This window comes from Planctomyces sp. SH-PL62 (assembly GCF_001610895.1).
Classification (GTDB): domain Bacteria; phylum Planctomycetota; class Planctomycetia; order Isosphaerales; family Isosphaeraceae; genus Paludisphaera.
In genome coordinates this window covers 3,421,875-3,443,793 of record NZ_CP011273.1, presented here as the reverse complement: position 1 = coordinate 3,443,793, position 21,919 = coordinate 3,421,875, and the positions used below count along the sequence as shown (strand labels likewise).

General features: G+C 69.8%; 20 protein-coding genes. 7 read left to right on the top strand and 13 right to left on the bottom strand.

Annotated elements, in window-relative coordinates; translation table 11 throughout:
• The first annotated feature begins 122 nt into the window (after positions 1–122).
• Together VT85_RS13370 and VT85_RS13365 are read left to right on the top strand one after the other, a co-directional pair.
• Positions 123–800, top strand: a complete 678-nt coding sequence (locus VT85_RS13370; protein ID WP_068415897.1) for a 7-cyano-7-deazaguanine synthase — start codon at positions 123–125, stop codon at positions 798–800.
• Between the two features lie 30 nt (positions 801–830).
• Positions 831–1,238, top strand: a complete 408-nt coding sequence (locus VT85_RS13365) for a 6-pyruvoyl trahydropterin synthase family protein (RefSeq protein ID WP_068415894.1) — start codon at positions 831–833, stop codon at positions 1,236–1,238.
• 43 nt (positions 1,239–1,281) lie between these two features.
• Here the strand turns inward: VT85_RS13365 and VT85_RS13360 are convergent, their stop codons facing one another.
• The 3 genes from VT85_RS13360 to VT85_RS13350 all read right to left on the bottom strand — a co-directional run bounded on the left by VT85_RS13360 (position 1,282) and on the right by VT85_RS13350 (position 4,483).
• A complete protein-coding gene (locus VT85_RS13360; protein WP_068415890.1) occupies positions 1,282–2,148 on the bottom strand; it encodes a hypothetical protein in 867 nt (288 codons plus the stop codon).
• 141 nt (positions 2,149–2,289) lie between these two features.
• Positions 2,290–2,814 (bottom strand): hypothetical protein, encoded by a 525-nt coding sequence (locus VT85_RS13355; protein WP_068415887.1) that lies wholly within the window; start codon positions 2,812–2,814, stop codon positions 2,290–2,292.
• A 181-nt stretch (positions 2,815–2,995) separates the two neighbouring features.
• The gene (locus VT85_RS13350; RefSeq protein WP_068415884.1) at positions 2,996–4,483 is read right to left on the bottom strand and encodes an efflux RND transporter periplasmic adaptor subunit; all 1,488 of its coding nucleotides are present in this window, start codon (positions 4,481–4,483) and stop codon (positions 2,996–2,998) included.
• 437 nt (positions 4,484–4,920) lie between these two features.
• On the opposite strand from VT85_RS13350, the gene VT85_RS13345 reads away from it, so the two are divergent.
• Together VT85_RS13345 and cobA are read left to right on the top strand one after the other, a co-directional pair.
• On the top strand, positions 4,921–7,470 hold the full coding sequence (locus tag VT85_RS13345) for a DUF3656 domain-containing protein (RefSeq protein WP_231871374.1): 2,550 nt from the start codon (positions 4,921–4,923) through the stop codon (positions 7,468–7,470).
• A gap of 29 nt (positions 7,471–7,499) precedes the next feature.
• Positions 7,500–9,068: a uroporphyrinogen-III C-methyltransferase gene (cobA, locus tag VT85_RS13340; RefSeq protein WP_068415881.1), complete on the top strand. Its 1,569-nt coding sequence runs from the start codon at positions 7,500–7,502 to the stop codon at positions 9,066–9,068.
• Between the two features lie 31 nt (positions 9,069–9,099).
• Here cobA and VT85_RS13335 read toward each other — a convergent pair whose 3' ends face one another.
• From VT85_RS13335 to VT85_RS13300, 8 genes are all read right to left on the bottom strand, one after another.
• The gene (locus VT85_RS13335) at positions 9,100–9,282 is read right to left on the bottom strand and encodes a hypothetical protein (RefSeq protein WP_068415877.1); all 183 of its coding nucleotides are present in this window, start codon (positions 9,280–9,282) and stop codon (positions 9,100–9,102) included.
• A 140-nt stretch (positions 9,283–9,422) separates the two neighbouring features.
• Positions 9,423–9,881: an Hsp20/alpha crystallin family protein gene (locus VT85_RS13330; protein WP_068415874.1), complete on the bottom strand. Its 459-nt coding sequence runs from the start codon at positions 9,879–9,881 to the stop codon at positions 9,423–9,425.
• A 31-nt stretch (positions 9,882–9,912) separates the two neighbouring features.
• Positions 9,913–10,350, bottom strand: coding sequence for an Hsp20/alpha crystallin family protein (locus VT85_RS13325; protein WP_068415871.1), 438 nt, complete (start codon positions 10,348–10,350; stop codon positions 9,913–9,915).
• A complete protein-coding gene (locus tag VT85_RS13320) occupies positions 10,347–10,835 on the bottom strand; it encodes an Hsp20/alpha crystallin family protein (RefSeq protein ID WP_068415867.1) in 489 nt (162 codons plus the stop codon). Before VT85_RS13320 ends, VT85_RS13325 begins: the two co-directional genes overlap by 4 nt.
• 267 nt (positions 10,836–11,102) lie before the next feature.
• Positions 11,103–12,638, bottom strand: coding sequence for a M56 family metallopeptidase (locus VT85_RS13315; protein ID WP_197490670.1), 1,536 nt, complete (start codon positions 12,636–12,638; stop codon positions 11,103–11,105).
• 217 nt (positions 12,639–12,855) lie between these two features.
• On the bottom strand, positions 12,856–13,290 hold the full coding sequence (locus VT85_RS13310; protein WP_197490669.1) for a BlaI/MecI/CopY family transcriptional regulator: 435 nt from the start codon (positions 13,288–13,290) through the stop codon (positions 12,856–12,858).
• Positions 13,291–13,442: 152 nt separating this feature from the next.
• The gene (locus VT85_RS13305; RefSeq protein ID WP_068415861.1) at positions 13,443–14,114 is read right to left on the bottom strand and encodes a uracil-DNA glycosylase family protein; all 672 of its coding nucleotides are present in this window, start codon (positions 14,112–14,114) and stop codon (positions 13,443–13,445) included.
• 26 nt (positions 14,115–14,140) lie between these two features.
• The gene (locus VT85_RS13300) at positions 14,141–14,491 is read right to left on the bottom strand and encodes a hypothetical protein (protein WP_068415857.1); all 351 of its coding nucleotides are present in this window, start codon (positions 14,489–14,491) and stop codon (positions 14,141–14,143) included.
• A 294-nt stretch (positions 14,492–14,785) separates the two neighbouring features.
• On the opposite strand from VT85_RS13300, the gene VT85_RS13295 reads away from it, so the two are divergent.
• The gene (locus VT85_RS13295) at positions 14,786–15,889 is read left to right on the top strand and encodes a hypothetical protein (RefSeq protein ID WP_156512857.1); all 1,104 of its coding nucleotides are present in this window, start codon (positions 14,786–14,788) and stop codon (positions 15,887–15,889) included.
• An 86-nt stretch (positions 15,890–15,975) separates the two neighbouring features.
• Here VT85_RS13295 and VT85_RS13290 read toward each other — a convergent pair whose 3' ends face one another.
• Positions 15,976–16,920 (bottom strand): 2-hydroxyacid dehydrogenase, encoded by a 945-nt coding sequence (locus tag VT85_RS13290; protein WP_082858582.1) that lies wholly within the window; start codon positions 16,918–16,920, stop codon positions 15,976–15,978.
• Positions 16,917–17,951 carry a LacI family DNA-binding transcriptional regulator gene (locus VT85_RS13285; RefSeq protein ID WP_068415848.1) on the bottom strand — a complete coding sequence of 345 codons (1,035 nt, stop codon included), beginning with the start codon at positions 17,949–17,951 and terminating at the stop codon, positions 16,917–16,919. Before VT85_RS13285 ends, VT85_RS13290 begins: the two co-directional genes overlap by 4 nt.
• 108 nt (positions 17,952–18,059) lie before the next feature.
• On the opposite strand from VT85_RS13285, the gene VT85_RS13280 reads away from it, so the two are divergent.
• Both VT85_RS13280 and VT85_RS13275 read left to right on the top strand, forming a co-directional pair.
• Entirely contained in the window at positions 18,060–18,824 is a 765-nt protein-coding gene (locus tag VT85_RS13280) for an SDR family oxidoreductase (protein WP_068421963.1), read from the top strand.
• A 309-nt stretch (positions 18,825–19,133) separates the two neighbouring features.
• Positions 19,134–21,899 (top strand): ATP-binding protein, encoded by a 2,766-nt coding sequence (locus VT85_RS13275; protein ID WP_068415845.1) that lies wholly within the window; start codon positions 19,134–19,136, stop codon positions 21,897–21,899.
• Positions 21,900–21,919: the final 20 nt, after the last annotated feature.

Below are 21,919 nucleotides of genomic sequence, written 5' to 3'. Positions count from 1 at the left end.
TCGCCGGCCGAATCCCGCGAAGCCGTCCGCGGCCCGCGACGGCCTCCTGGCCTTGGGACGTCGCGTCCCCTAAGATGGACGTGCGGGCTCATCGACCCCTTACTCGGACCCTCGGGCGCGGCATGCGAGAGGACGACACGCGGACGGCCGCCGTCCTGATCAGCGGCGGCATCGAAAGCGCGGTGCTCTGCGCGACGATGCTCGACGAGCATCCCCGGGTGCAGCCGATCTACATCCGCTGCGGCCTGCGCTGGGAGGAAGTCGAACTGGCCTCCGCCCGAGCGTTCCTGGCGGCGGTCGCGCGGCCCGGCCTGGCCCGCCTGGTGGTCCTCGACGAGCCGATCCGGGACGTTTACGGCCCGCACTGGAGCACCGACGGTCCCGAGGTCCCCGGCGCCGAGACCCCCGATGAGGCGGTGTATCTGCCGGGGCGGAACCTGCTCCTGACGGTCAAGTCGGCCCTCTGGTGCCGGCTCCGCGGCGTGGCGACCTTGACCCTGGGTTCCCTGGGGTCGAACCCGTTCCCGGACAGCACCGACGAATTCTTCCGGGATCTGGAATCGGTCGTCGGCCGGGCCCTTTCCGGCTCGCCGAGGCTCATCCGGCCGTTCGCCCGGCTCCACAAGGCCGACGTGATCCGACGCGGGGCGGGCCTGCCGCTCCACCTGACCTTCTCTTGCATCCGGCCGGTCGCCGGCCTGCACTGCGGCCTCTGCAACAAGTGCGCGGAACGCCGCGACGGGTTCCGCGACGCCGAGGTCCCCGACCGGACCCGCTACGCCGAACCTGATCGAGCGTGAACGCCGCCGTTTTTTCGGGAACTTCAAGCCATGTACCGAGTCACGCGCCAGATCGAGTTCTGCTACGGCCACCGGCTCCTGGACTATGACGGCAAGTGCCGCCACCTGCACGGGCATAACGGCCTGGCCGTGGTGACCCTGGAAGGGCCCGACCTCGACGGCCGGGGCATGCTCGTGGACTTCAGCGACATCAAGCGGAAGCTCCAGCGCTGGATCGACGACGAGCTGGACCACAACATGATCCTGCGCCGCGACGACCCGCTGCTCGCCACGCTCCAGGAGCGCGGCGAACGCGTGTTCGTGATGGACGTGAACCCGACTGCGGAGAATATCGCCCGGCTGATCTACGAGCAGGGGAAGACGGCCGGGCTGCCGGTCGTCGAGGTCGTCCTCTGGGAGACGCCGAATTGCTTCGCGACGTACACCGGCGGGCGCTGAGGCCCGCCGGAGACGTCGATGCGAAGGGCGGAGGCGGCCCGCCTCAGTGGGCGTGGCCGTGGCCGTCGTCGACCGCCTTGACGGTCTCGGGCAGGGCGGCGGTCTTCGGGATGTAGGGATACTGGACGTCGTCGACCCACCACTCGTAGGCGCTCTTCCCCTCGGGGACGGTCCCCTTGATGACGGCCATGGCGTGGCCGCTCCGCGGCCCGGTGGGCTCGTCGTGGTCGTGGTCGGCCTCCCCTTCCTTGTGCTCGTGGGGGGGGGCGACGGCCTGGACGTCGAACAGGGCGATGGCGACGACGACGAGATCCTCCCGGCCGAGGTTCTCGATGGCGTTGAACGTGATCGAGCCCTGGGGCGAGCCATGGACGTCCTGGGTGAGCTTGCGGAGGCCGGCGTACTTCATGTCGGTCATGGCCGCCTCCTGCTTCTGCTCCTGCATCTGCTTGAGGTGCTCCTCAGGCGTGACCTGGGTGCGGTTGAGCGGGGGGAGGCCGATCCAGTAGAGATCGGCGAGCGAGCCCCCCTTGACCATCTTGGCGTACTCGCGGGCGAACGCGCCGGCCTCGCGGCGGGCCAGGAACTCCTGGACGCTCGTGATGGTGAAGATGGACAGGCCGAAGACCATTCCCAGGGCGACTCCCGCACGGGCCAGGCCCTGCCCCGTGAGGACGTCCGGGTAGCGCTGGATGGCGCGATCGGCCGACAGGCCCAGGACCACCGCCGCGGCGGCGAACAGGTAGAACGCCGGGTGGGCGAAGCTGAGGGCGGCCATGAAGCCGCAGAGCACCGCGAAGATGGCCCGGGTGCTGACGGCCCGATAGGTCGGGATCTCGTTCTCGATAGCCGACCTGCGGAGCATCTTCAGGTCGGCTTCGCCGGGGTTGGACTCTTGCTCGATGGCCACGAAGAAACTCCTCAAGACGCCCGACCCGGACGGGGGATGAGCCGATGCGACAAGTGCAAATCAACTAAGGGGCGATGAGCCCGGGGCTCGGGCGCGCGTCGTGCCATTGAAGCTAATCGCTGATGCGCCGAGCGTCAAGGATCACCGCAGGGCCAGCCCCGAAGCCAGGCCGGAACCGGGGGCGAGGAACCAGGTCGCGAAGGCCAGGCCGACCCAGAACAGCCCCAGCGCCCAGCCGGTGACGTTCGTCCACGACCAGTCGCGGCCCGCCAGGCCGGAGCGGAGCCCGGCCACCAGCACGGCCAGGATGATCAGGCCCATCGCCCGCGGCCCCAGGGGGGTGGCCCAGTCGATCGAGCGGAGGTCGCCGCTGGCCACGCCGACGAGGTTGAAGATCCAGATCAGGAGCCCTCCGGTCATCCAGACGAGCTCGCCCAGGCTGCCCCCCCCCTTCCCCGACCGGGACAGGATGATCGGGCCGACCAGGGCCAGACAGCCGGCGATGGTCGCCAGGCAGGAGAGGAGCCGGACGGGGGGCCAGGCCATCATCCCCTTGTGGACGAGCAGGCCGATCGCCCAGCCCAGCGCGCCGAGCAGGAGCAAGGTCGTGACGACGGGGTGGGGCGTCGAGCCCGAGGGGGCGGATTGGGTGCGTTTGGGAGCCATGGTGTCGTCGCGTGGGGCTCTCGGGTGAGGAGCGATCGAGGGTCGGGCTCGCGACGGCTGGCGAGCCGGGGGCGACGGGCCTCGATTCGATCCTTCCTTCGACCGGCGACGACGGCCGACGTGAGCCTCGGAGGCCCGCCGGCGGGCCGTTTCGGGGCGTCCGCCGGCGCGGCCGTCGCGATCAGCGCAACGCGGCGATCGGGCCGGTGGGCGCGTCGGCCGGAACCGCGGCCGGGGCGGGCGCGTCGTCGACGTCGTCGGCCATCTCGTCGAGCCGGGGATTGAGGACCACCTGCTCCCCTTCCTCCAGCCCCTCGGCGACCTCCAGCATGTCGTGGGTGGCCTCGCCCAGCGCGATCCGACGCTTCTCCAGGCCGTCCCCCTCTCCCCGGAAGACGTAGCAGTAGTCCTCCCCTTCCTCGTTCGTCACCGCCTCGACCGGCACGGCCAGGACGTTGCTCTTGGGGGGCGTGCTCAGGTCGACCCGGGCCGTCATGCCGGGCATCAGGTCGCGGCGGGTCGCCTCCTCGATCTTCACGATCCCCTCGAAATAGCGGACGTCCGAGCGATGGTCGAAGATCGGCAGCGGCGCGATCGATTGAACCCGTCCGGTCATCATCACGTCGGGCGCGCCTTCCAGGGCGATCCGGGCCTTCATCCCCCGGGTCACGCGGTCGACGATCGACTCGTGGATCAGCGCCACGACCTCCATCCGCTCGAGGTCGGGGAGGTAGAAGAGGTCCTGCTTCTGGCGGACCTCGATCCCGGCCTCGATCACGACGTTGCGGCGAGGGTCGTTGGCGTAGATGATGTAGCCGTCGTGGGGGGCGCGGATGGTGCAGAGCTCGACCTGCTTTTCCAGCTTCGCCAGGCGGTCGAGGTTCCGCTGGAGTCGGATGTCCTGGTACGTGAGCGTCGCCTGGCGTGAGAGCATGACCCCCTCGAGCTGGCGGATCATCTTGGGGGAGGAGTAGCGCTCGAACAGGTCCCGGGCCCCCTGGGCGCGTTCCAGGGCGATCTGGGCCTTGCTGTAGGTCTGCGTCTCGGTCTTCAGGACGCTGGTGGAGACGTAACCCTTGACGTTCATCCGGGTCGCCCAGTCCAGCCGGCCGCGGCTCCGCGTCAGCTCGGATTCGGCCAGGGCGATCAGCCGCTGATGGTCCTTGAGCGTCTCGGCCACGGTGCCGTCCTGGTACTCGGAGATGGCCATCTTGGCCACCTCCAGGTCCAGTTCCGACTGGTGGCGGTCGGCTCGCGACCGCTCGACGGTCATCCGCTGCTGTCGCAGCAGCTCCTCGTACCCCGACGAATCGAGCGTGGCCAGGACGTCGCCGGCCTTCACCCGCGAGCCGTCGGGGACGACGCTCAGGAGCCTCGACGCCCCCCCGGCCGACATCGACCGGCCCATGATCCCGATCGAGATGTTCTCCAGCTCGCACTCGATCACCGTCCGCTTGGAGCTTTCCAGTCGCCCCTGGGTGGTGAGCGAGCCCTCCAGCACGGTCCGGCTCACCGGCGCGAAGTGGTACTTCTCCGCGAGATTCCGACGGCCCCCCCGACCAGGCGAGAGACCCCAGGCGCCCGCGGCGTAGGCCCAGACCGAGGCTCCGGCCGCGATCGCGATCGCGATCATCATCAGCGACGATCGGATTTTCTTGGGAGCGGGCATTGAAGGACTCCTCATCTTCTGGAGAACGGTCCGCGCGCCTTCGGTGGGGAACCGGGGCGGACTCCGTCGGGCGGGTGGGGGACGACGCGTCGGCCAGGTCGGACGGCCCAGGCTCCTCGCACCGCGAGGCCGGACGGGACCGTAGGGGCCGCCGCCATCCCGTGGGAAGGCGGATTGCTTGCAGGCAGACTATCGATTTTATCGGATCGGGAGGCGGATACCAAGAGTCCAATTTCCCGGCCGCCGTCCCCCGTCACGCTACGTCGCCCGAATTGTAGAACATTAATTCGACACAAACAACCCCAGCCTCCCTCCCCCCTCGCAAGCACAAGGGCCGGCGCCGGCCCTTGTGAGATCGGCCGCCGCCGCGATAATAGAGGAAAGCGCGAGGCGTCGAGTCTTGGGCGGAACGGTCGAGGCCCTTGGGAACCCAGGACGTGAGTGGAGCGGCGATCGGCATCGAGACGGGCGTGGACGCGGGCGATGGCGCCGGCGAGGACCGACCGACCGGGGTGAAGCCCGAGCTGCTGGCGCCGGCCGGCGATCGTGACTGCGTCCGCGCGGCCGTCGCCAACGGGGCGGACGCGGTCTACTTCGGCCTCAAGCGGCACAATGCGCGGATCCGCGCGGCCAATTTCGACGGCCTGGACCTGGCCGAGACGATGGCCTTCCTCCATCGTTACGGGGTCAAGGGCTACGTCACGCTCAACACCCTGGTCTTCCCGTCCGAGCTGGAGGACGTCGAGGCGACGATCCGCCAGTTGAGCGACGCCGGGACCGACGCCTTGATCGTCCAGGATCTGGGCCTGACCCGGCTGATCCGCGCCGTGGCGCCGGAGCTGGAGATCCACGGGTCGACCCAGATGTCGATCACCAGCGAGGAAGGAGTCCGCCTGGCCGCCGAGCTGGGATGCTCGCGGGTGATCCTGGCCCGCGAACTGTCGCTGGAGGAAGTCCGCCGAGTGCGGGCCGAGTCGACGATCCCGGTCGAGGTCTTCGTCCACGGGGCGCTCTGCGTGGCGTATTCGGGGCAATGCCTGACCAGCGAGGCGCTCGGGGGCCGCTCGGCCAACCGGGGCGAGTGCGCGCAGGCCTGCCGGATGCCCTACCAGATCGTCTGCGACGGCCGCGACGTGGACCTGGGCCGGACCCAGTACCTCCTCAGCCCGCAAGACCTGGCCGCGTACGACCTGATCCCCGAGCTGATCCGGGCCGGGGTCTCCAGCCTGAAGATCGAAGGCCGGCTCAAAACTCCCGAGTACGTCGCCAACATCACCCGCCACTACCGCCGGGCGATCGACGAGGCCTGGGCCGGGCGGCCGGTGGAATTCTCTCCTCGCGAGGTCGAGGAGATGGAGATGTCCTTCTCCCGAGGCTTCAGCCACGGCTTCCTGGACGGCCCCGACCACAAGATCCTGGTGCGGGGCGACTACGCCAAGAAGCGCGGGGTCCCGCTGGGAGCGGTCGAGGACGTGGGCCGCGCCGGGGTTCGCATGAGGCTCGCCACCGGCGTCAAGCCGGGCGACGGCCTGGTGTTCGACGGCGACGACGAGACCGGCGTCCCCGAGCAGGGAGGCCGGGTCTACGAGGTGATCGCGATCGACGACCGCGATCCGTCCCGCGTCGAGCTTCGGTTCGGCCGCGAGGCGCTCGACCTGTCGCGCATCGTACGCGGCCAGCCGGCCTGGAAGACCGACGACCCCGAGCTGACGGCCAGGCTGAGGCGTTCGTTCGAAGGGCCGCCGACCCGGCTCGTGGGCGTCGACGTCCGCGTCCGCGCGGCGGTCGGCGAACCGCTCCGGGTCGAGGCGAGGTCCGCGACCGGGCACGTCGCGACGGCCGTCGGCGAGGCCCCGCTGGCCCCGGCGCAGACGAAACCGGCCGACGAGGCGCTCTTCCGCGAGCAGCTCGGCCGATTGGGGGGGACGTCGTACCGGCTCGACGCCCTCGCCGCCGAGATCGAGGGGGGGCCGATGGTCCCCAAGAGCGTCTTGAATCAGTGTCGCCGCGACCTGGCCGCCAGGCTCGACGCCGCGGCCGACGCCCCGCCCCTCCGGCCGACCGCCGCCGGGCCCGTCCTGCCGAGCCTCCTGGGACCGCTCCGGGCCGAAGCCCAGCGCCAGGCTCGCGAACGTCGCGAAGGCGAGTCCCCCCGGCTGGCCGTCCTCTGCCGCCGGACCGACCAGATCGAAGCCGCCGCCAACGCCGGCGCCACCACGATCTACGCCGATTACCAGGATATCAAGCAATACAAGGACGCCGTGGCCGAGGCCCGCCGCGTGGGGCTGGCGATCTATCTCGCGAGCCCCCGGATCGAGAAGCCGGCGGAGCGAAACCTCTTCAAGTTCCTGGCCAAGGCCGGGGCCGACGGCCTGCTCGTCCGCAACGCCGGGGGCCTGGCCTTCTGCGCCGAGGAATCCACGCCGTTCGTGGCCGACTTCTCGATGAACGCGGCCAACCCGCTGACCGTGGACCTGTTCCACGAGCGCGGGGCCCGGCGTACGACGGCCTCGTACGACCTGGACGCCGGCCAGCTCTTCGACCTGATCGACGCCGTCCCGGCCGACTGGCTGGAGGTCGTTATTCATCAACAGATCCCGATGTTCCACATGGAGCATTGCGTCTTCTGCGCGTTCCTGTCGCCGGGGACGGACCACACCAACTGCGGCCGTCCGTGCGACGACCACGACGTGAAGCTGAGGGACCGCGTGGGCAAGGAACACCCGCTGAAGGCCGACGTCGGCTGTCGGAACACGCTGTTCAACGCCGTCCCCCAGACGGCGGCCGAATTCCTCCCCCGGCTGATCGCCCGGGGAGTCCGCAACCTTCGCATCGAGTTTCTCGACGACGCCCCGGAGGCCGTCGAGCGAACCGTGACCCTCTACCGCGAGACCGCCGCCGGCCTCCGCGACGGCAAGACCCTCTGGCGGGAGCTCAAGGCCTCGAACCAGTACGGCGTCACTCGCGGCCCGCTGGCCGTCCTCTGATGACGACAACCGCGAGCGACGCCCCGGACATGACCCCACCTCCCCGCCCCCGTCCCGGGATCGGACACGTCTCCCTCGTCGGCGCCGGTCCCGGCGATCCCGGCCTCCTCACCCTTCGAGGGGCCGAGGCGCTCGCCCGGGCCGAGGTGGTCGTCTTCGACCATCTGGCCAACGAGCGGCTGCTGGACCTCGCCCCGGCCGGGGCGCTCCGCGTCCGCGCCGGGAAGTCGGTCGGCCACTGCACGCTGAGCCAGGACCAGATCAACGCGACGCTCGTCGATCACGCCGAGGCCGGCAAGCGGGTCGTCCGGCTCAAGGGGGGGGACCCCCTGGTCTTCGGCCGGGGGTCGGAAGAGGGCGCCTACCTCCGCGAGCGCGGGATCCCGTTCGAGATCGTCCCGGGCGTGACCTCGGGCATCGGGGCGACGGCCTACGCCGGCATCCCCCTGACCAGTCGAGGCGTCGCATCGGCCGTCGCCTTCGTGACCGGGCATCAGGCGCCGAAGTCGTCCCAGGCCGTGAACGCCGCCTCGCGCCTGGACTGGTCGGCGTTGGCGAAGTTCCCGGGGACCCTGGTCTTCTACATGGGCGTGACCCACCTGGCGGACATCACCGGCGCCCTCGTGCGGGAGGGCAAACCGGCCGGGACGCCGGCGGCGATCGTCGAGTCGGGGACGACGCCGGCGCAACGGGTCGTCGCCGGGACGCTCGGGACGATCGCCGAGACGGCGAAGGATCGCGGCGTGCGGCCCCCCGCCCTCCTCGTCGTCGGCGAGGTGGTCGCCCAGCGCGAGGCTCTGGCCTGGTTCGAGTCTCGCCCGCTGTTCGGCCGTCGGATCGTCGTCACGAGGCCGCGCGAGGAGGCCGAGCGCTCCTCCGCCGCGCTGGAGGCGCTCGGGGCCGAAGTCCTGATCGCGCCGACGGTGGAGATCCTCCCCCCCGAGGATCACGGCCCGCTCGACGACGAACTCGACCGGATCGGCGAGTACGACTGGCTCGTCTTCACGTCGGCCAACGGGGTGCGGGGATTCTTCGACCGGCTCTGGGATCGCGGCGGCGACCTCCGCGCGCTGGGGGGCGTCCGCCTGGCGGCGATCGGGCCGAGCACGGCCGAGGCCCTGGCCCGATATCGCCTGCGGGCCGACCTGATCCCGCCGTCGTTCCATTCGGAGTCGCTGGCCGAGTCGCTGGCGGCGGTCGCGGCCGGATCGCGCATCCTGATGGCGCGGGCCGACCGGGGCCGGACCGTGCTCCAGGACGTGCTGGGCAAGTCCGCCGAGGTCCGCCAGGTCGCCGTGTACCGGAACGCCGACGTCGAGGGGCTGCCCCCGGCCCTCCGCTCGCGGATCGAGGAAGGGGGGGTGGATTGGATCACCCTCTCCAGCCCGGCCATCGTCGCCAGGCTGCACGCACTCCTCTCCCCCGAGGGGCGGCGGCGGGTGGGCGTCGAGATCAAGCTGGCGACGATCAGCCCGATCACCACGGCGGCCGCGACCGCGGTGGGCTGGGACGTCGCGGTGGAGGCGCCCGTCGCCACCTGGGACGGACTCGTCGAGGCCCTCGTCGCCCACGTCGCGACGTCGCGGGACGGGTCCTGACCGTCGGCCGCGACGGGGCCTCGTCGTCTCGCTAGCGCAGCTCCATCATCGTCTCGACGCCCTGCCAGAGCAGGAACGCGCCGCCGAGGATGAAGAGGACGTCCATGGCGATGTACTGCCCGAATATCCCGGCCACCAGGTCGAGCGAGAAAATCAGGACGATGATCGCCGCGACGGCGATCGCTGAGTAGGTGATGACCTTCTCGGTCTCCATGACGCAACGCTCCGCTCGAGTAGGAAACGGCCCTCAACGAGTCCAACTTACCACAATTCTCGCTGGGAGCGAGGGCGCGCGGAGACTCCGTTTCGATTCGGGCTCCGGTTCGTGGCCGGACGGCCCCCCCCTGCCCGCAGTCAGCCGGTACGGATCGGGATGGTCCGGGGCTTTCGGGCGGGTGGTCTGGGGAGGCGAATCGCCAGGACGCCGTCGCGGGCCTCGGCGCGGGCGGCGTCGAGGTCGACCTCGCGGTTCAGCGGAATCTGGCGGGCGAACGCGCCGGTTCGGCGTTCGCGGAGGCCGCGCACGGGCTGGGGAGGGCCGTCGACCGGGCGGTCCCCCTTGATGGTCAGGACGTCCCCCTCGGCGGTGATCTCGACGCCCGCCGGGTCGACCCCGGGGAGGTCGACGAGGATGAGGGTCTCCTCGGCCGTCTCGAAGACGTCGACGAGAGGGGCGAAAGGCTCGGCGTCGGCGACCGAGGCCTCGGCCGGCTCGGGGGCCGTCCCGGAGGTCTGAAAGGCATCCTTGATCATGCGAAAGAACTCTCGCTCCAGGGCCTGGAACGGGGTCCCGCCTTCGTGCGGCCGGCTCATCGACTGACTCCTTGGCTCGCGCCGGGGGCGTTCACGACTTGATCTCGATCCGGCGGGCGCGGGCCCGGTCGGCCTTGGGGAGGAAGACCTTGAGGACGCCGTTTTTCAGCTCGGCGGTGATCCGCTCTCGGTCGACGTCGTCGCTGAGGATGAACGAGCGGTGGTAGTCGCCCACCGGATACTCTTCATGGACCGGGCGGGCCCCTTCGGGCGCGGGGGTCTCGATCCGGGCGTCCAGGCTCAGGACGTTGTGCTCGAGTTGAATGATGAGGCTCGACTCGGTCGCGCCCGGGACGTCGGCCTCCAGGGTCAGGCCGTCGGGGCCGTCGTGAATATCGATCGGCGGCGTGATCGTGGGTCTCGGGTAGGACGCGTGGTCCCCCGCCGAGGAATCGCCCGGGGTCGGGATCGGGGTCGGCCCCGAGGACGCCCCCAGAGGCACCCGAATCGAGGACTGGGCATCGCTCATGATCGGTGGCTCCCCTCGTCCTCGACGTTTCTCGGCCGGGCGGCGTCGACCGGGGACGATACGGTGATGTGCCGGGGTCTGGCCCCCTCGGCGCGAGGGAGCCGAACCGTCAAGACGCCGTCCGCGAATTGCGCGGAGACCTTCGCCTCATCGACCCGATCGGGAAGGGTGATCGTTCGGGACCATCGCCCCATGAATCGCTCCTGGCGGCGGTACGAGTCGTCCTTGATCCCTTCCGACCGCCTCCGCTCCCCACGAAGCGTGACGGTCTCGGAGGTCACGGTCAGTTCGACCTCGTCCGGCTTCAGCCCCGGGATTTGCGCGGAGAGGAGAAACTCGTCGCCGGCGACGTACAGGTTGACCGGGGGAAACGCCCGGATGTGCCGCAGTGACTGGAACGGGTCGAACGACTGGAACAGTCGCCCCATCTCGCGCTGGAATTCGTGGAACGGATCCCATCCCCCTCGCCAGTCCGGCCCGGTCATGGTTCGCCCTCGTTGCGGCCAAGATCGCTTTCCAGGTCTCCAATAGGGATAGAGAGCAGCCCTTGTGCCAAAATGGCTGAAAATCCTTGATCCGACGCGATCAGTCAACTTAAATCAATCAGCCAAAGACCTTTACCGATATTCAAACGATTCGCCTACGAGGCCCGCGAACGCGAGACGGCACCGACCGCCGGCGCCATTCTGGCAGCCGCTCTCGTGCTTATGATGGAGCCAGCCTCATTGCGCCGAAATGGCAGTCGGCCGGTTTCACCAGTTGATGAGCAGATCGCGGATCGTGGCGGTCTCATCGAGAGCGGGGGTGATTGTGAGCCAGTGGGCGTCGGCGAGGATCCTGGGGTCGAGGTCGAATTCGCGACCGTCGATGCTGGCCTTGAGGGACCGGTATTCGTGCCGGAGGGTGTAGGCGTGGTTGGTCGGCGGGACGTCGTCCGGGGCGGCATCGGCGAGGAGGGCTTGCGCCTCGGACTCGGGAAGGAGGGGGCATCCCGCGATTCGGATCTGGGCGAGGGCCCTGGGCGTCGCGAGGATCTCGGCTTGCAGGTTGAACGCGGTGGGGAGCGGCAGGGGGAGGACGTAGGCGGGGTTGGGACGACCGTCGTTGGGCCGAGCGGGGACGACGACGAACTCGGGGACCTGGAAGCTGCGGACGACGGGGTCGGCCGCCTGGGCCTCGTGGAGCAGGACCGTCGAATCGACCGGCGCCAGGATGCGGAAGGTGGAGAGCGCCACGGCCGCGAGCATGAAGGCGGTCGGCACGCCCGTGGCGAACCAGCGCGGGGGGCGGTCCTCGACGACGAACGGGCAATACAGGAGCATGGCGATGCGCTGGAGCATCGGGGTGTCGAAGCTGCGACCGATCCAGGACCGAGAAGGGGTCGGGGCGGCGTCGAGCTTTCGGGACGCAAGGGCGCGGCTGGCCCGGCCGCTGGAGAGCCCCACCAGCCATCGGGCGTAGTGGGTCGTCTCGCCGAGCGGCCCCGCCGCCTTGCGGTCGGCCAGGAACTCCTGGTCGATCCGCAGTTGGGCGCGGAGCCACCATAGGTGAGGGAGGAAGAACCAAAAGATCTGCGCGAGGGCCGCCAGCGCGTTGAACCAGGCGTCGCCCCGGTCGGCATGCGCCAGTTCGTGCAGCAGCACCAGGCGAAGGGCGTCGCGGTCGACGTCCACCTCCTCGATCTCGGCCGGGATGACGATGGTGGGCCGGGTCACACCTCCCAGGACCGGGCTTCGCAGCCAGGTCGAGACTCGCAGCTCCGGCTGGGGGGGCGAACGCTCCAGGTCGGCGATCAACTCGTCGAACACCCGTCGAGTCTCCGGGCGGGCTTCGGACGATCGGCCGAGCAGGCGTTGGAAACCCCAGAGTCCCAGGCCGAACCAGGCCAGGCCGACCGAAGCCCCCGCCAGATAGAGCAAGGTCGCCACCCGGACCAGGCGCTCGCCCGAAGGCCACTCAGCCTGGGAGGCGGCGGGGCGGCCCCGAGGGGGAGTGCGGCCCGCCGGTCCCGGCACGACCGGGCCGACGAAATCGAACCGATTCGGCTCGGGCGTCAGCGGGGGCGGGACCACGCCGGTTCGGAGGAGCCAATCGACCGGGTAGACCCGCAGGGAGGGGTTGGAGGCGACCAGGGGGTACATCAGGAGGGCCGCGTAGACTCCGGTCTGCGCCAGGACGACGCGCCGGGCCGGCTGCCGCGTGAAGACGACGACGACCACGATGACGCTCAGCAGGATCGCGTTCGCGATCCCCGCATCGATCAACGTGCGGCTGAAATGATCCAGCACGAGCCACATCGTCGTGTCGGCGACCTCCGGGACGGACTCGATTCGTGCGACCTTGCAAGCTCGAAGAGCGATGTCCGCCCTCGCGCCGGCCGCCGAAAACGGAACGAGCCAGGAAAACTCCGCCGCCTGCGACGGGGCTCCTGGCCCGATGGGACTGCATCGATCTGTGTCGACTCGGCCTCGAACAAAAGCCGGCCTGCGGAGGGCGGCGGGCGGATCAGACGTCTTCTTGAGACGCCGCTTCGGCGGGCTCGCCGGTTCCCGTCGCCGACAGCCGCTGGGCGTCGTCGATCATGGCCCGGAGCCGATCCAGATCCTCCGGCGTGGGAGGCTTGGAATCAAACAACGCCACCATCACCCGGTCGAGCGCGCCGTCGAACACGCGATCCACGAACTTGCGGGTCAGTTCGCGAATCGTCCGCTCCGACGACTTCTTGGGGTGATAGATGAACGTCCGCCCTTCGACGACGTGGCGCACCAGCCCCTTCTTGTCTTCCATGATGTTCAGCAGGGTTTGGACGGTGCTGTAAGCGACCGGGCCCGAGTCGCGATTCAGGTCTTCCTGAACGTCGCGAACGCTCGCCTGGCCCCGAGCCCAGAGGATCTTCATGATCTCGAGCTCGCGATCGGTCACCATCTGGGTCTTTCGCACGAGATCTCCCCCTCGAATGACGGGAAAAATGAAAATGATCGTTCTCGTAACGTACCCACCGCCATCGCACTACGCAAGCCTAAGCAAATCGGAATTGACATGCCTGCAAACAGCACGTTGAAAATTCGACGCCGCCGTCGATTCGCCCCGGTTCAAACGGCCGCTCCGACCTCGGCGAGTCGGCGTTCCAGCATCTCCGGGAACCTCGCGTACCACCGGCGATTCAGCGGCGAAGGGTGCGGCAGGGGCCGGACCAGGACGACCTTGAATCCCTCGGCCGCGTCCCCCGGAATCGGCAGCCGGCATTCATAGGCCGTCTCGAATCGTTCATCGGTCGCCGCCGAGGCCGGGAACTCCCCCCCTTCCGCATAAGGCTCGAACCAGCGGAAGGCCTCGGTCCCCAGGGTCAGGACCTGCGAGCCCGACCAGAACCGGGCCAGAAGCTCCGCCACGAACGGCCGGAACCGGGCGCGGACCGACTCCGCATACGCCTTGTTCCCCGGCGGCTTGAACGGGACCGTGTTGGTCAGGAGCGCGAACCGCAGCGCCTCTTCCAGCCCCCCCGCGCCGTGGGCCTTGACGATCCCGGCCCGGACCAGCTTCCCCCCCGCCCCGATCAGGGGCTGGCCGGCGGCCACCTCGTCGCGGCCCAGGTCGCGCGCGAGCACCGCCACCGGCGCGTCGAGCGCGCCGGCGTAGAGGATCGGCCGGGACGGGTCGCGCTCCGCCTTCTCATAGACCGGCGCGTCCACCGGGAACGGCTCGCGGCGGGCTTCCGCCTCAGCCTCGTCGATCAACTGATCGGTCGTCTTGACGCGGGCCACGGCGAGGCTCCTTCCACCGAGGGGGATCAGGTCCCGACAATCAGGCTCGCCATGAGGAGGACGGCGACCGCTTCCTCATAGTTTATCGCGCGAATCGGGAAAAGCGACGTCACGAGCCGCCCCCAGAACTCCTTGAGGAACGCCGACGAGATCAGCACGACCGCAAGGAACCGGATCGCGTCGAGAAAGCCGGACAGCACGAGCCCCCCGAACGCCGATTCTCGGGCGACCGACGCCACGAGCAGGAAGCGAGCGAAGCCCATCAGTCCCAGGAACGCGAAGAGGGCGACGTTGAAACGCGCAGTGATCCTCCCTTGCGACTTGCCGAACGCATCCTTCGAAACGGGCTCGAAATCAAGGTCGACGGCGCGAGCCATGACGGCGGTCCTCCTGTTGTCGGGGCGAGGAGAGCGGGAACCGGGATGCGCAAGGGCCGATTCGCCCGAACGTCATCGTCGGGTCGAAGGCCGACGGCGTCAACACACGGCATCGGGCATCATCCGCGCGATCTCAGCAAATGGTCCGCGCCGAGAATCAAGAACTCGCTTTTCGGTGGATTCCCTGGAACCCCGGCATTACCCTCCTTGGGCGTCCGGCCGGCCGGCAGTGGGCCGACGTGGCGGCCGAACCCGGCCGGCCCATCCAAGATCCAGGGCGACAGAGGCGACATCATGAGAATCTCCCTTGCCGTTTTCGCTGGCCTGAGCCTCGCCGCGGCGTCCTCCGCCCTGGCGGAAGAGCCGTCGTGGGTCCGCGTGGTCGAGGACGACCGCGCCATCTCGATCGACACCGATCTCATCGAGGCCGTCATTCCCAAACGCGATCCCAAACGATGGATGACGGGCATCGAGAAGGGGACGTTCCGCGACAAGACCACCGGCTTCCATGAGGTCGGCGACGGCCTGATGGTGGTCGACTGGCTCATGGAACCCGGCAGCGACGCCGAGTGGTCCGACCAGGTCATCGCCCCCGACGGCCAGGGCGTCGGCCGTTACACCTGGTATGAGAACGAGGAGGACCCCGGCCGCCGCAAGTACGCGCGAATGGCCCACGGCACCAGCCATCGCAAGCGGATGGTCGAGGGGCCGCAGCTCTGCCACCGGATGAAGCCGGTCCAACCCGAGGTGATCCGGGGCGAGGACTTCGTCGCCGTGAAGACCACCTACAAATTCGAGTACGCCGCTCCCGGCCGGACTCCGGGGTCGACCTGGACCCAATTGATCGTCTTTCCCAGGGGGAAGCGATACTTCCTCCTGATGGACCGCATCGACAGCGTCAACGACTCGCCGGAAATGTTCCTCCGCAACGACACCCCCGGCTGCGTCCGCCACGAACGGGGAGACACCTTCAGCGAGATCTACCTGAGCTACCTCGGCGGGCCGAACGGCGTCCGCATCCCCTCCAGCGAGTTCTTCGAGCCCTTCCCGCCCGACCTGAAATTCGGATATCGCCGGGATCTGAACCGGACGCCGGAACGCTTCATCCGCGCCTACCGCCTCCGAGACCCCAAGACCGGCGGCGACGGCCCCTGGCTCGGCGGCCTGACGCTCGATCCGTCGGTCGTTTATGAAGCCTGGTGCAGCCAGCGTCCCGGCGGCATCATCGTCATGATCGAGGAAGTCCACGGCCGCCCCGTCCGGGCGGGCGACTCCTTCAGCGCCGCCCACATCGTCGGCTTCTTCGATTCCATCGAAGAAATGAACGACGTCTTCGACCAGAACAAGGGCCGCACCGCCCTCTCCGCCGACCCTTCCGGGTGGAAGCTGGCCGAGTGACGCCCCCGCCCTCCATCGGGCCTCGTCTGCCTCGCGAGGCGGACGAGGCCGCGGGAGCGTCAAAGCGGTGAAACGCCCTCACGCCGTCAGCCCAGGTCCACCGGCGTCGGTAGGAGCCGACCGGCGAAGTGGGCTTCCAGGTTCCTGACCACAAGTTCCCCCATCGCCGCGCGAGTCTCGACGGTCCCGCTGCCGTGGTGGGGCTGGAGCACGACGTTGGGCAGGTTTCGGAGCGACTCGGGGACGCGGGGCTCGTCCTCGAAGACGTCCAGTCCGGCGGCGGCCAGGCGGTTCTCGCGAAGGGCCTCGATCAACGCCTCCTGGTCCACGACCGTCCCCCGCGCGACGTTCACCAAGATCCCGTCCGGCCCCAGGGCGTCGATCACGGCGCGGTCCACCAGGCCCCGGCTCCCCTCGCCGCCGGCGGCCGTGACGACCAGGAAGTCGACGTCGCGGGCGAGCGCCTCCAGGTCCGAATAGTAGACGTAGGGCGACTCGATCGGCCGCCGGTTGTGGTAGACGATCTGGATGTCGAGAGCCTCGAGACGACGGGCCACGGCCCGGCCGATCCTCCCCAGTCCCAGAATCCCCGCCCGCTTGCCGTGGACCCGACGCGAGAGCGGCCGGGCCCCCTCCCGCTCCCAGGCCCCGGAACGGACGTGCGCGTCGCCGGCGACGGCCTCGCGGGCGGCCGCCAGGAGGAGCAGGAGCGCCATGTCGGCCACGTCCTCGGTCAGCACGTCGGGGGTGTTCGCGACGACGACTCCGGCCTCCTTCGCATAAGCCAGGTCCACGGCGTCGAGGCCGACCCCGTTCACGGCCACGATCTCCAGGTTCGGCAGCGCCCGCATCAGCTCGGCCGACGCGCCGGCGCCGCCGGTCGTCGCGATCCCCCGGATCGTCGCGCCGATCTCTCGCAGGAAGGCCGATCGGTCCTCCGCCTCCCAGAGCCGGTGCACCGCGAACGATCGCTCCAGGGCCTCGGCCACGTCAGGCGTGGGGGGCTTCATAACCAAGACGTCCGGCTTCAAGTCGGCCCTCCCTTCGGCCCCGTGCTCTCTCGTTCGATGATCCGGAAGCCCATGTCCACCCGGCGCGGGGCGGGCGGCCCCACTTCCTCAAGTGCGTCGAGCAACATGCGGGCCGCCGCCCGGCCCATCTCGCGCCCGGGGATCGCGATCGACGTGATCGCGGGGACGGCGGCCGATGCGATCTCACGGTCGTGGAGCCCCATCAACGCCAGCGAGCCCGGGACCGCGACCCCCCGATTCCGGCACTCCGCAACCGCCCCGGCGGCGAGGTCGGCGTCGTCGAGGAAGACGGCGTCGATCTCGGGGAACCGTCGCAGCGCCTGGGCGAGCAGGCGGGCCCCCGCGGCGAGCGACGGCGGGTCGTCCCCCCGGACGATCAGATGGTCCGGCAGCCCCCGCTCGCGGAGCCCCGCGCGGAAACCTTCGATCCGCCTGTCGGCCTCGCGGCCCATCTCGGTGAGGGCCCCGGCGTAGGCGATCCGCGACCGGCCCCGATCGGCCAGGAATCCCGACGCGGCCTCGCCCACCGCCCGGTGCGAGACGCCGACGTTCAGGCCCCGGGGCTCGTCGGCCAGATCCAGGGCCTCGACCACGGGCGTCCCCGCGCGACGGAGCTTCCGCCGGACCCCGGCCGAGTGGTCGACCCCCGCCAGCACCAGGCCGGCCGGGACCCACCCCAGGAAGGCCGCCACCAGCTCATCCTCCACGTCGACCCGATGCCCGGTCGTCCCCAGCAGGATCTGGAAGCCGGCCCCGGCCAGCTCCTCCCGGACGCCGTCCAGGAATCCGACGGAGAGCGGGTCGGCCAGCGACGACAGGATCACCGGAACGACCCGCGAAGCCCCCGAGGCCAGCCCGCTCGCCGCCCGGTTCGGGATGTAGCCCAGGTCGTCCGCCGCCTCCCGGATCCGCGCCCGGAGCGACTCCGACACGGCCTCGGGCCGTCGCAAGGCGCGCGAGACCGTGATCAGGCTGACCCCGGCCCGGCCGGCGACGTCCCGGATCGTCGTCCCCCCGCCCCGCTTCGCCATGCCCGCCCCTCGCGCCGCTTGTTCGGATTTCCGCCGCATGTTAGCGTTATCATGCGGGCCGAACCGGCCCTTTTCAACAGCTTTCCCCATCCGTCGAGGGATTCGCCGATGACCGCCTCCCCGTTCGACCTTTCCGGGCGTCGCATCCTGATCACCGGTTCCAACGGGGGCCTGGGCCTGGCGATCGCGAGGGGGCTGGCGGCGGCGGGGGCCTCGCCGATCCTGAACGGCCGCGACGAGGAGAAGCTGCGGGGGGCGGCCGACGGGCTGCGGGCCGAGGGCTTCGGCGTCGAGGAGGCCCGGTTCGACGTGGCCGTCGAGGCCGAGGTCGTCGCCGCGATCGACCGCCTGGAGGCCGATCGCCCGATCGACGTCCTGATCAACAACGCCGGCATCCAGCGCCGGGCGCGGCTCGACGAGATCGGCCTGGACGTGTGGGACGAGGTCCTTCGGACGAACCTGACCAGCGCCATGCTCGTCTCCCGTCAGGTCTCCCGGGGGATGATCGTGCGGGGCCGCGGGAAGATCGTCAACATCGGCTCGGTGATGAGCGACCTCGCCCGGACGACCACCGGGGCCTACGCGGCGGCCAAGGGGGGCCTGAAGATGCTGACGAAGGCCATGTGCGCCGACTGGGGCCCGCTGGGCCTCCAGGTCAACGCGATCGGCCCCGGCTACTTCGCCACCGACATGACCCGCCCGCTGATCGAGAATCCCGACTTCAACGCCTGGGTCGTCGGCCGAACCCCCGCCCGACGCTGGGGACGCCCCGAGGAACTCGTCGGCGCCGCCGCCTTCCTCAGCTCCCCGGCCTCCGACTTCGTCAACGGCCAGATCCTTTACGTCGACGGCGGCATGACGGCGGTGATCTGACGGAGCGGCCGCCGATCGCTCGGTACAGGAGGAGGCGCGATCGAGTCGAGCGGGATCCGTCCGAGACGCGCGAGTCGAAGTCCACGGACCAAACTCCTGAAGACGCGCGTCGCTCCGGTCGGAGAGAATGGTCATCTCAGGCTCCGTCTCAACTTTCAGGCCCGCCGCCGCCGGTCCCGGCCTCCGAGATGCATATCCAAATGGGAGTGCCGGGGCGGGCCCCCGAGCTGAGGTCGAGCCGATCTCCACCGCTGCTGTTGGAAGCGTCGTTCCGCACCGATCGTGAGGGGATTCCGGGAGAATTGAAGCGTGCCCGAAGGACAGGCCGAGACCAACCTGACGAACTGTGACCGAGAACCGATCCGCGTCCCCGGGGCCATCCAGCCGCACGGAGGGCTCATCGCGACCTGTTCGACCGATCTCGCAGTCACCCACGCAAGCTTGAACATCGAGCGTTTCTTCGGGATGGGGGCGGCGGAGGCCATTGGGAAGCCGCTTTCGGACTTCTTCGAGCCGTCGGATTTCGCGAAGCTGCAGGAGACGATCTCCCAACTTTCCGAGGACGACGTCCCGGGCTACCTGTTCACGCTCCGCCCGCGGGGGGTCGACGAGGCTTTCGACGCCATCGTCCATCGCGCGGGCGAGTGCTTCATCCTCGAGCTCGAGCCGGCGGTCCGCACGGAAGGCCGGGCGGTGATGGATCTCTATCGGTCGACGCAGAGCTCCATCAAGGCCCTCTCGAAGGCGTCGTCGCTCGCGGACATGTACCAGGCCTGCGCCCGACGAGTCCGCGCGCTCTCCGGGTTCGACCGCGTGATGGTCTACCGCTTCGACGACGAATGGAACGGCGTCGTGGTCGCCGAGGAGAAGCGGACGGACCTGGAGCCCTTCGTGGGGCTTCATTATCCGGCGTCGGACATCCCGAGCCAGGCGCGTGAGCTCTACGTCAAGAACTGGTTGCGATTCATCGCCGACCGGGACTACTCCCCGGTGCCGATCCTGCCCCCTTCCGGCCCCGACTCCCCGGAACCTCTCGACCTCGGGCACGCCGTCCTGAGGAGCGTCTCGCCGATCCACATCGAGTACCTGAGGAACATGGGAGTCGGCGCCTCGATGTCGATCTCGCTCCTGAAGGAGGGGCGGCTCTGGGGTCTCGTCGCCTGCCACCACTATTCGCCCCGCTACGTCCCCTACGACGTGCGCACGGCCTGCGAGATCCTGGGCCAGGTCATGTCGATGCAGTTCGTCTCCCGCGAGCAGGAGGAGGAGAAGAGCTACGACGAGCGGATGCGCGCGGTCAGGCGGTCGCTCGCCGATCGGGCCTCGCGGGCGCAGGACGTGGGGCTCGCCCTGACGGAAATCGCCCCGACGCTGCTCGACTTCATCGAGGCGGGCGGCGCGGCCGTGGTCATCGGGGGGTCGGTGAGCCGGGTGGGCCTGACGCCGGCCGCGGAGGACGTCCTCCACATCCGCGACCGCCTCGGGTCGATGGCCGAGGGGGGAGTCTTCTCCACGGACCGCCTCGGGAGGGCCGTGGGGCTCGACGCCCAAGGCGCGGTCGCCGCCGGCCTCCTGGCCCTGCGGTTGGGGAAGGACGACTGGGTCATGTGGTTCCGTCCCGAGCAGGTTCGGGAGGTGGACTGGGCGGGCGATCCCACGAAGAGCGTCACGAAGGGCGAAGGCGAGGCCCGACTCAGCCCCCGCGGATCGTTCGCCCTCTGGAAAGAGGTGGTCCGGGGCCGCGGCCGGCCGTGGACCCCCAACGAGGCCGTCGCGGCGGCCGACCTCAGGAGGGACCTGGTCGAGGTGCTGCTGACCCGGGCGAGCGACCACTCCAAGGAGAACCGAGAGCTCAGGAGGGGCGACGCGGAGAAGGAGGCGACGATCGCGAGCGAGCGGGCCGCCCGTACGGCGGCCGAGCGCATCAGCCGCCTGAAAGACGAGTTCGTGGCGACGTTGTCCCACGAACTGCGGACGCCCCTGAACGCGATCATCGGCTGGACCCAGATCCTCCGACGCACCCAGGATCCCGAGACCGTCGGCAAGGCCGGCGAGGTCATCGAGCGGAACGCCCGGGCCCAGGCCAACATGATCGAGGACCTCCTGGACGTCTCCCGCATCGTCTCCGGCAAGCTGCGGCTCGACGTCCAGTCCCTCGACCTCGGGAGCGTCCTGGCCGCCGCCGTGGACACCATTTCCCCCGCGGCGCAGGCGAAGGGGGTCCGGCTCGAACGCCTGTTCGACTCCCTCACCGACGTCGCGGTCTCCGGAGACTCGGTCCGCCTCCAGCAGGTCTTCTGGAACCTCCTGTCCAACGCCGTGAAGTTCACCCCGCGCGACGGCCGGATCCAGGTCCTCCTGGAGCGCGTCGACTCGCACGTCGAGGTGAGCGTCTCGGACACGGGCCAGGGGATCGAGCCCGAGTTCCTGCCGCACCTCTTCGATCGGTTCCGGCAGGAGGACGCCACGTCCAATCGCAAGCACGGCGGCCTCGGCCTGGGCCTCTCGATCGTGCGGCACGTCGTCGAGCTTCACGGCGGGACGGTGTACGCGAGGAGCGACGGGGCCGGCCGGGGCGCGGTGTTCGTGGTGTCGCTCCCCTTGCGGGCCGTCTCCCGGGCGTCCCGCCAGGGGTCCGTGCATCCCACCCGCCCGGACGGTCACGACCAGGATCACGGGGACATGCTCGACCTCTCCGGGGTCCGGCTGCTCGTCGTGGACGACGAGGGGGACGCCCGCGACATGATGCAACGCGTCTTCGAGGACTGTCGGGCGAGCGTGACCACCGTCGGCTCGGCGGAAGAGGCGCTCGAGGCCTACGAGGCCGGCGAGTACGACGTGATCGTGAGCGACATCGGGATGCCCGGAGTCGACGGCTTCGAGCTCATGAAGCGGCTCCGCAAGCTGGAGGCGGACTCCGGCCGCGGCCGCACGCCGGCCGTCGCGCTGACGGCGTACGCCCGCCCCGAGGACAGGAGGCGGGTCCTCCTCTCCGGATACCAGATCCACGTGGCGAAGCCCGTCGAACCCGCCGAGATCGTCACGGTCGCGGCCAATCTCGCGGGCAAGATTTAATTCAGCGGCAGGCGTCCAGG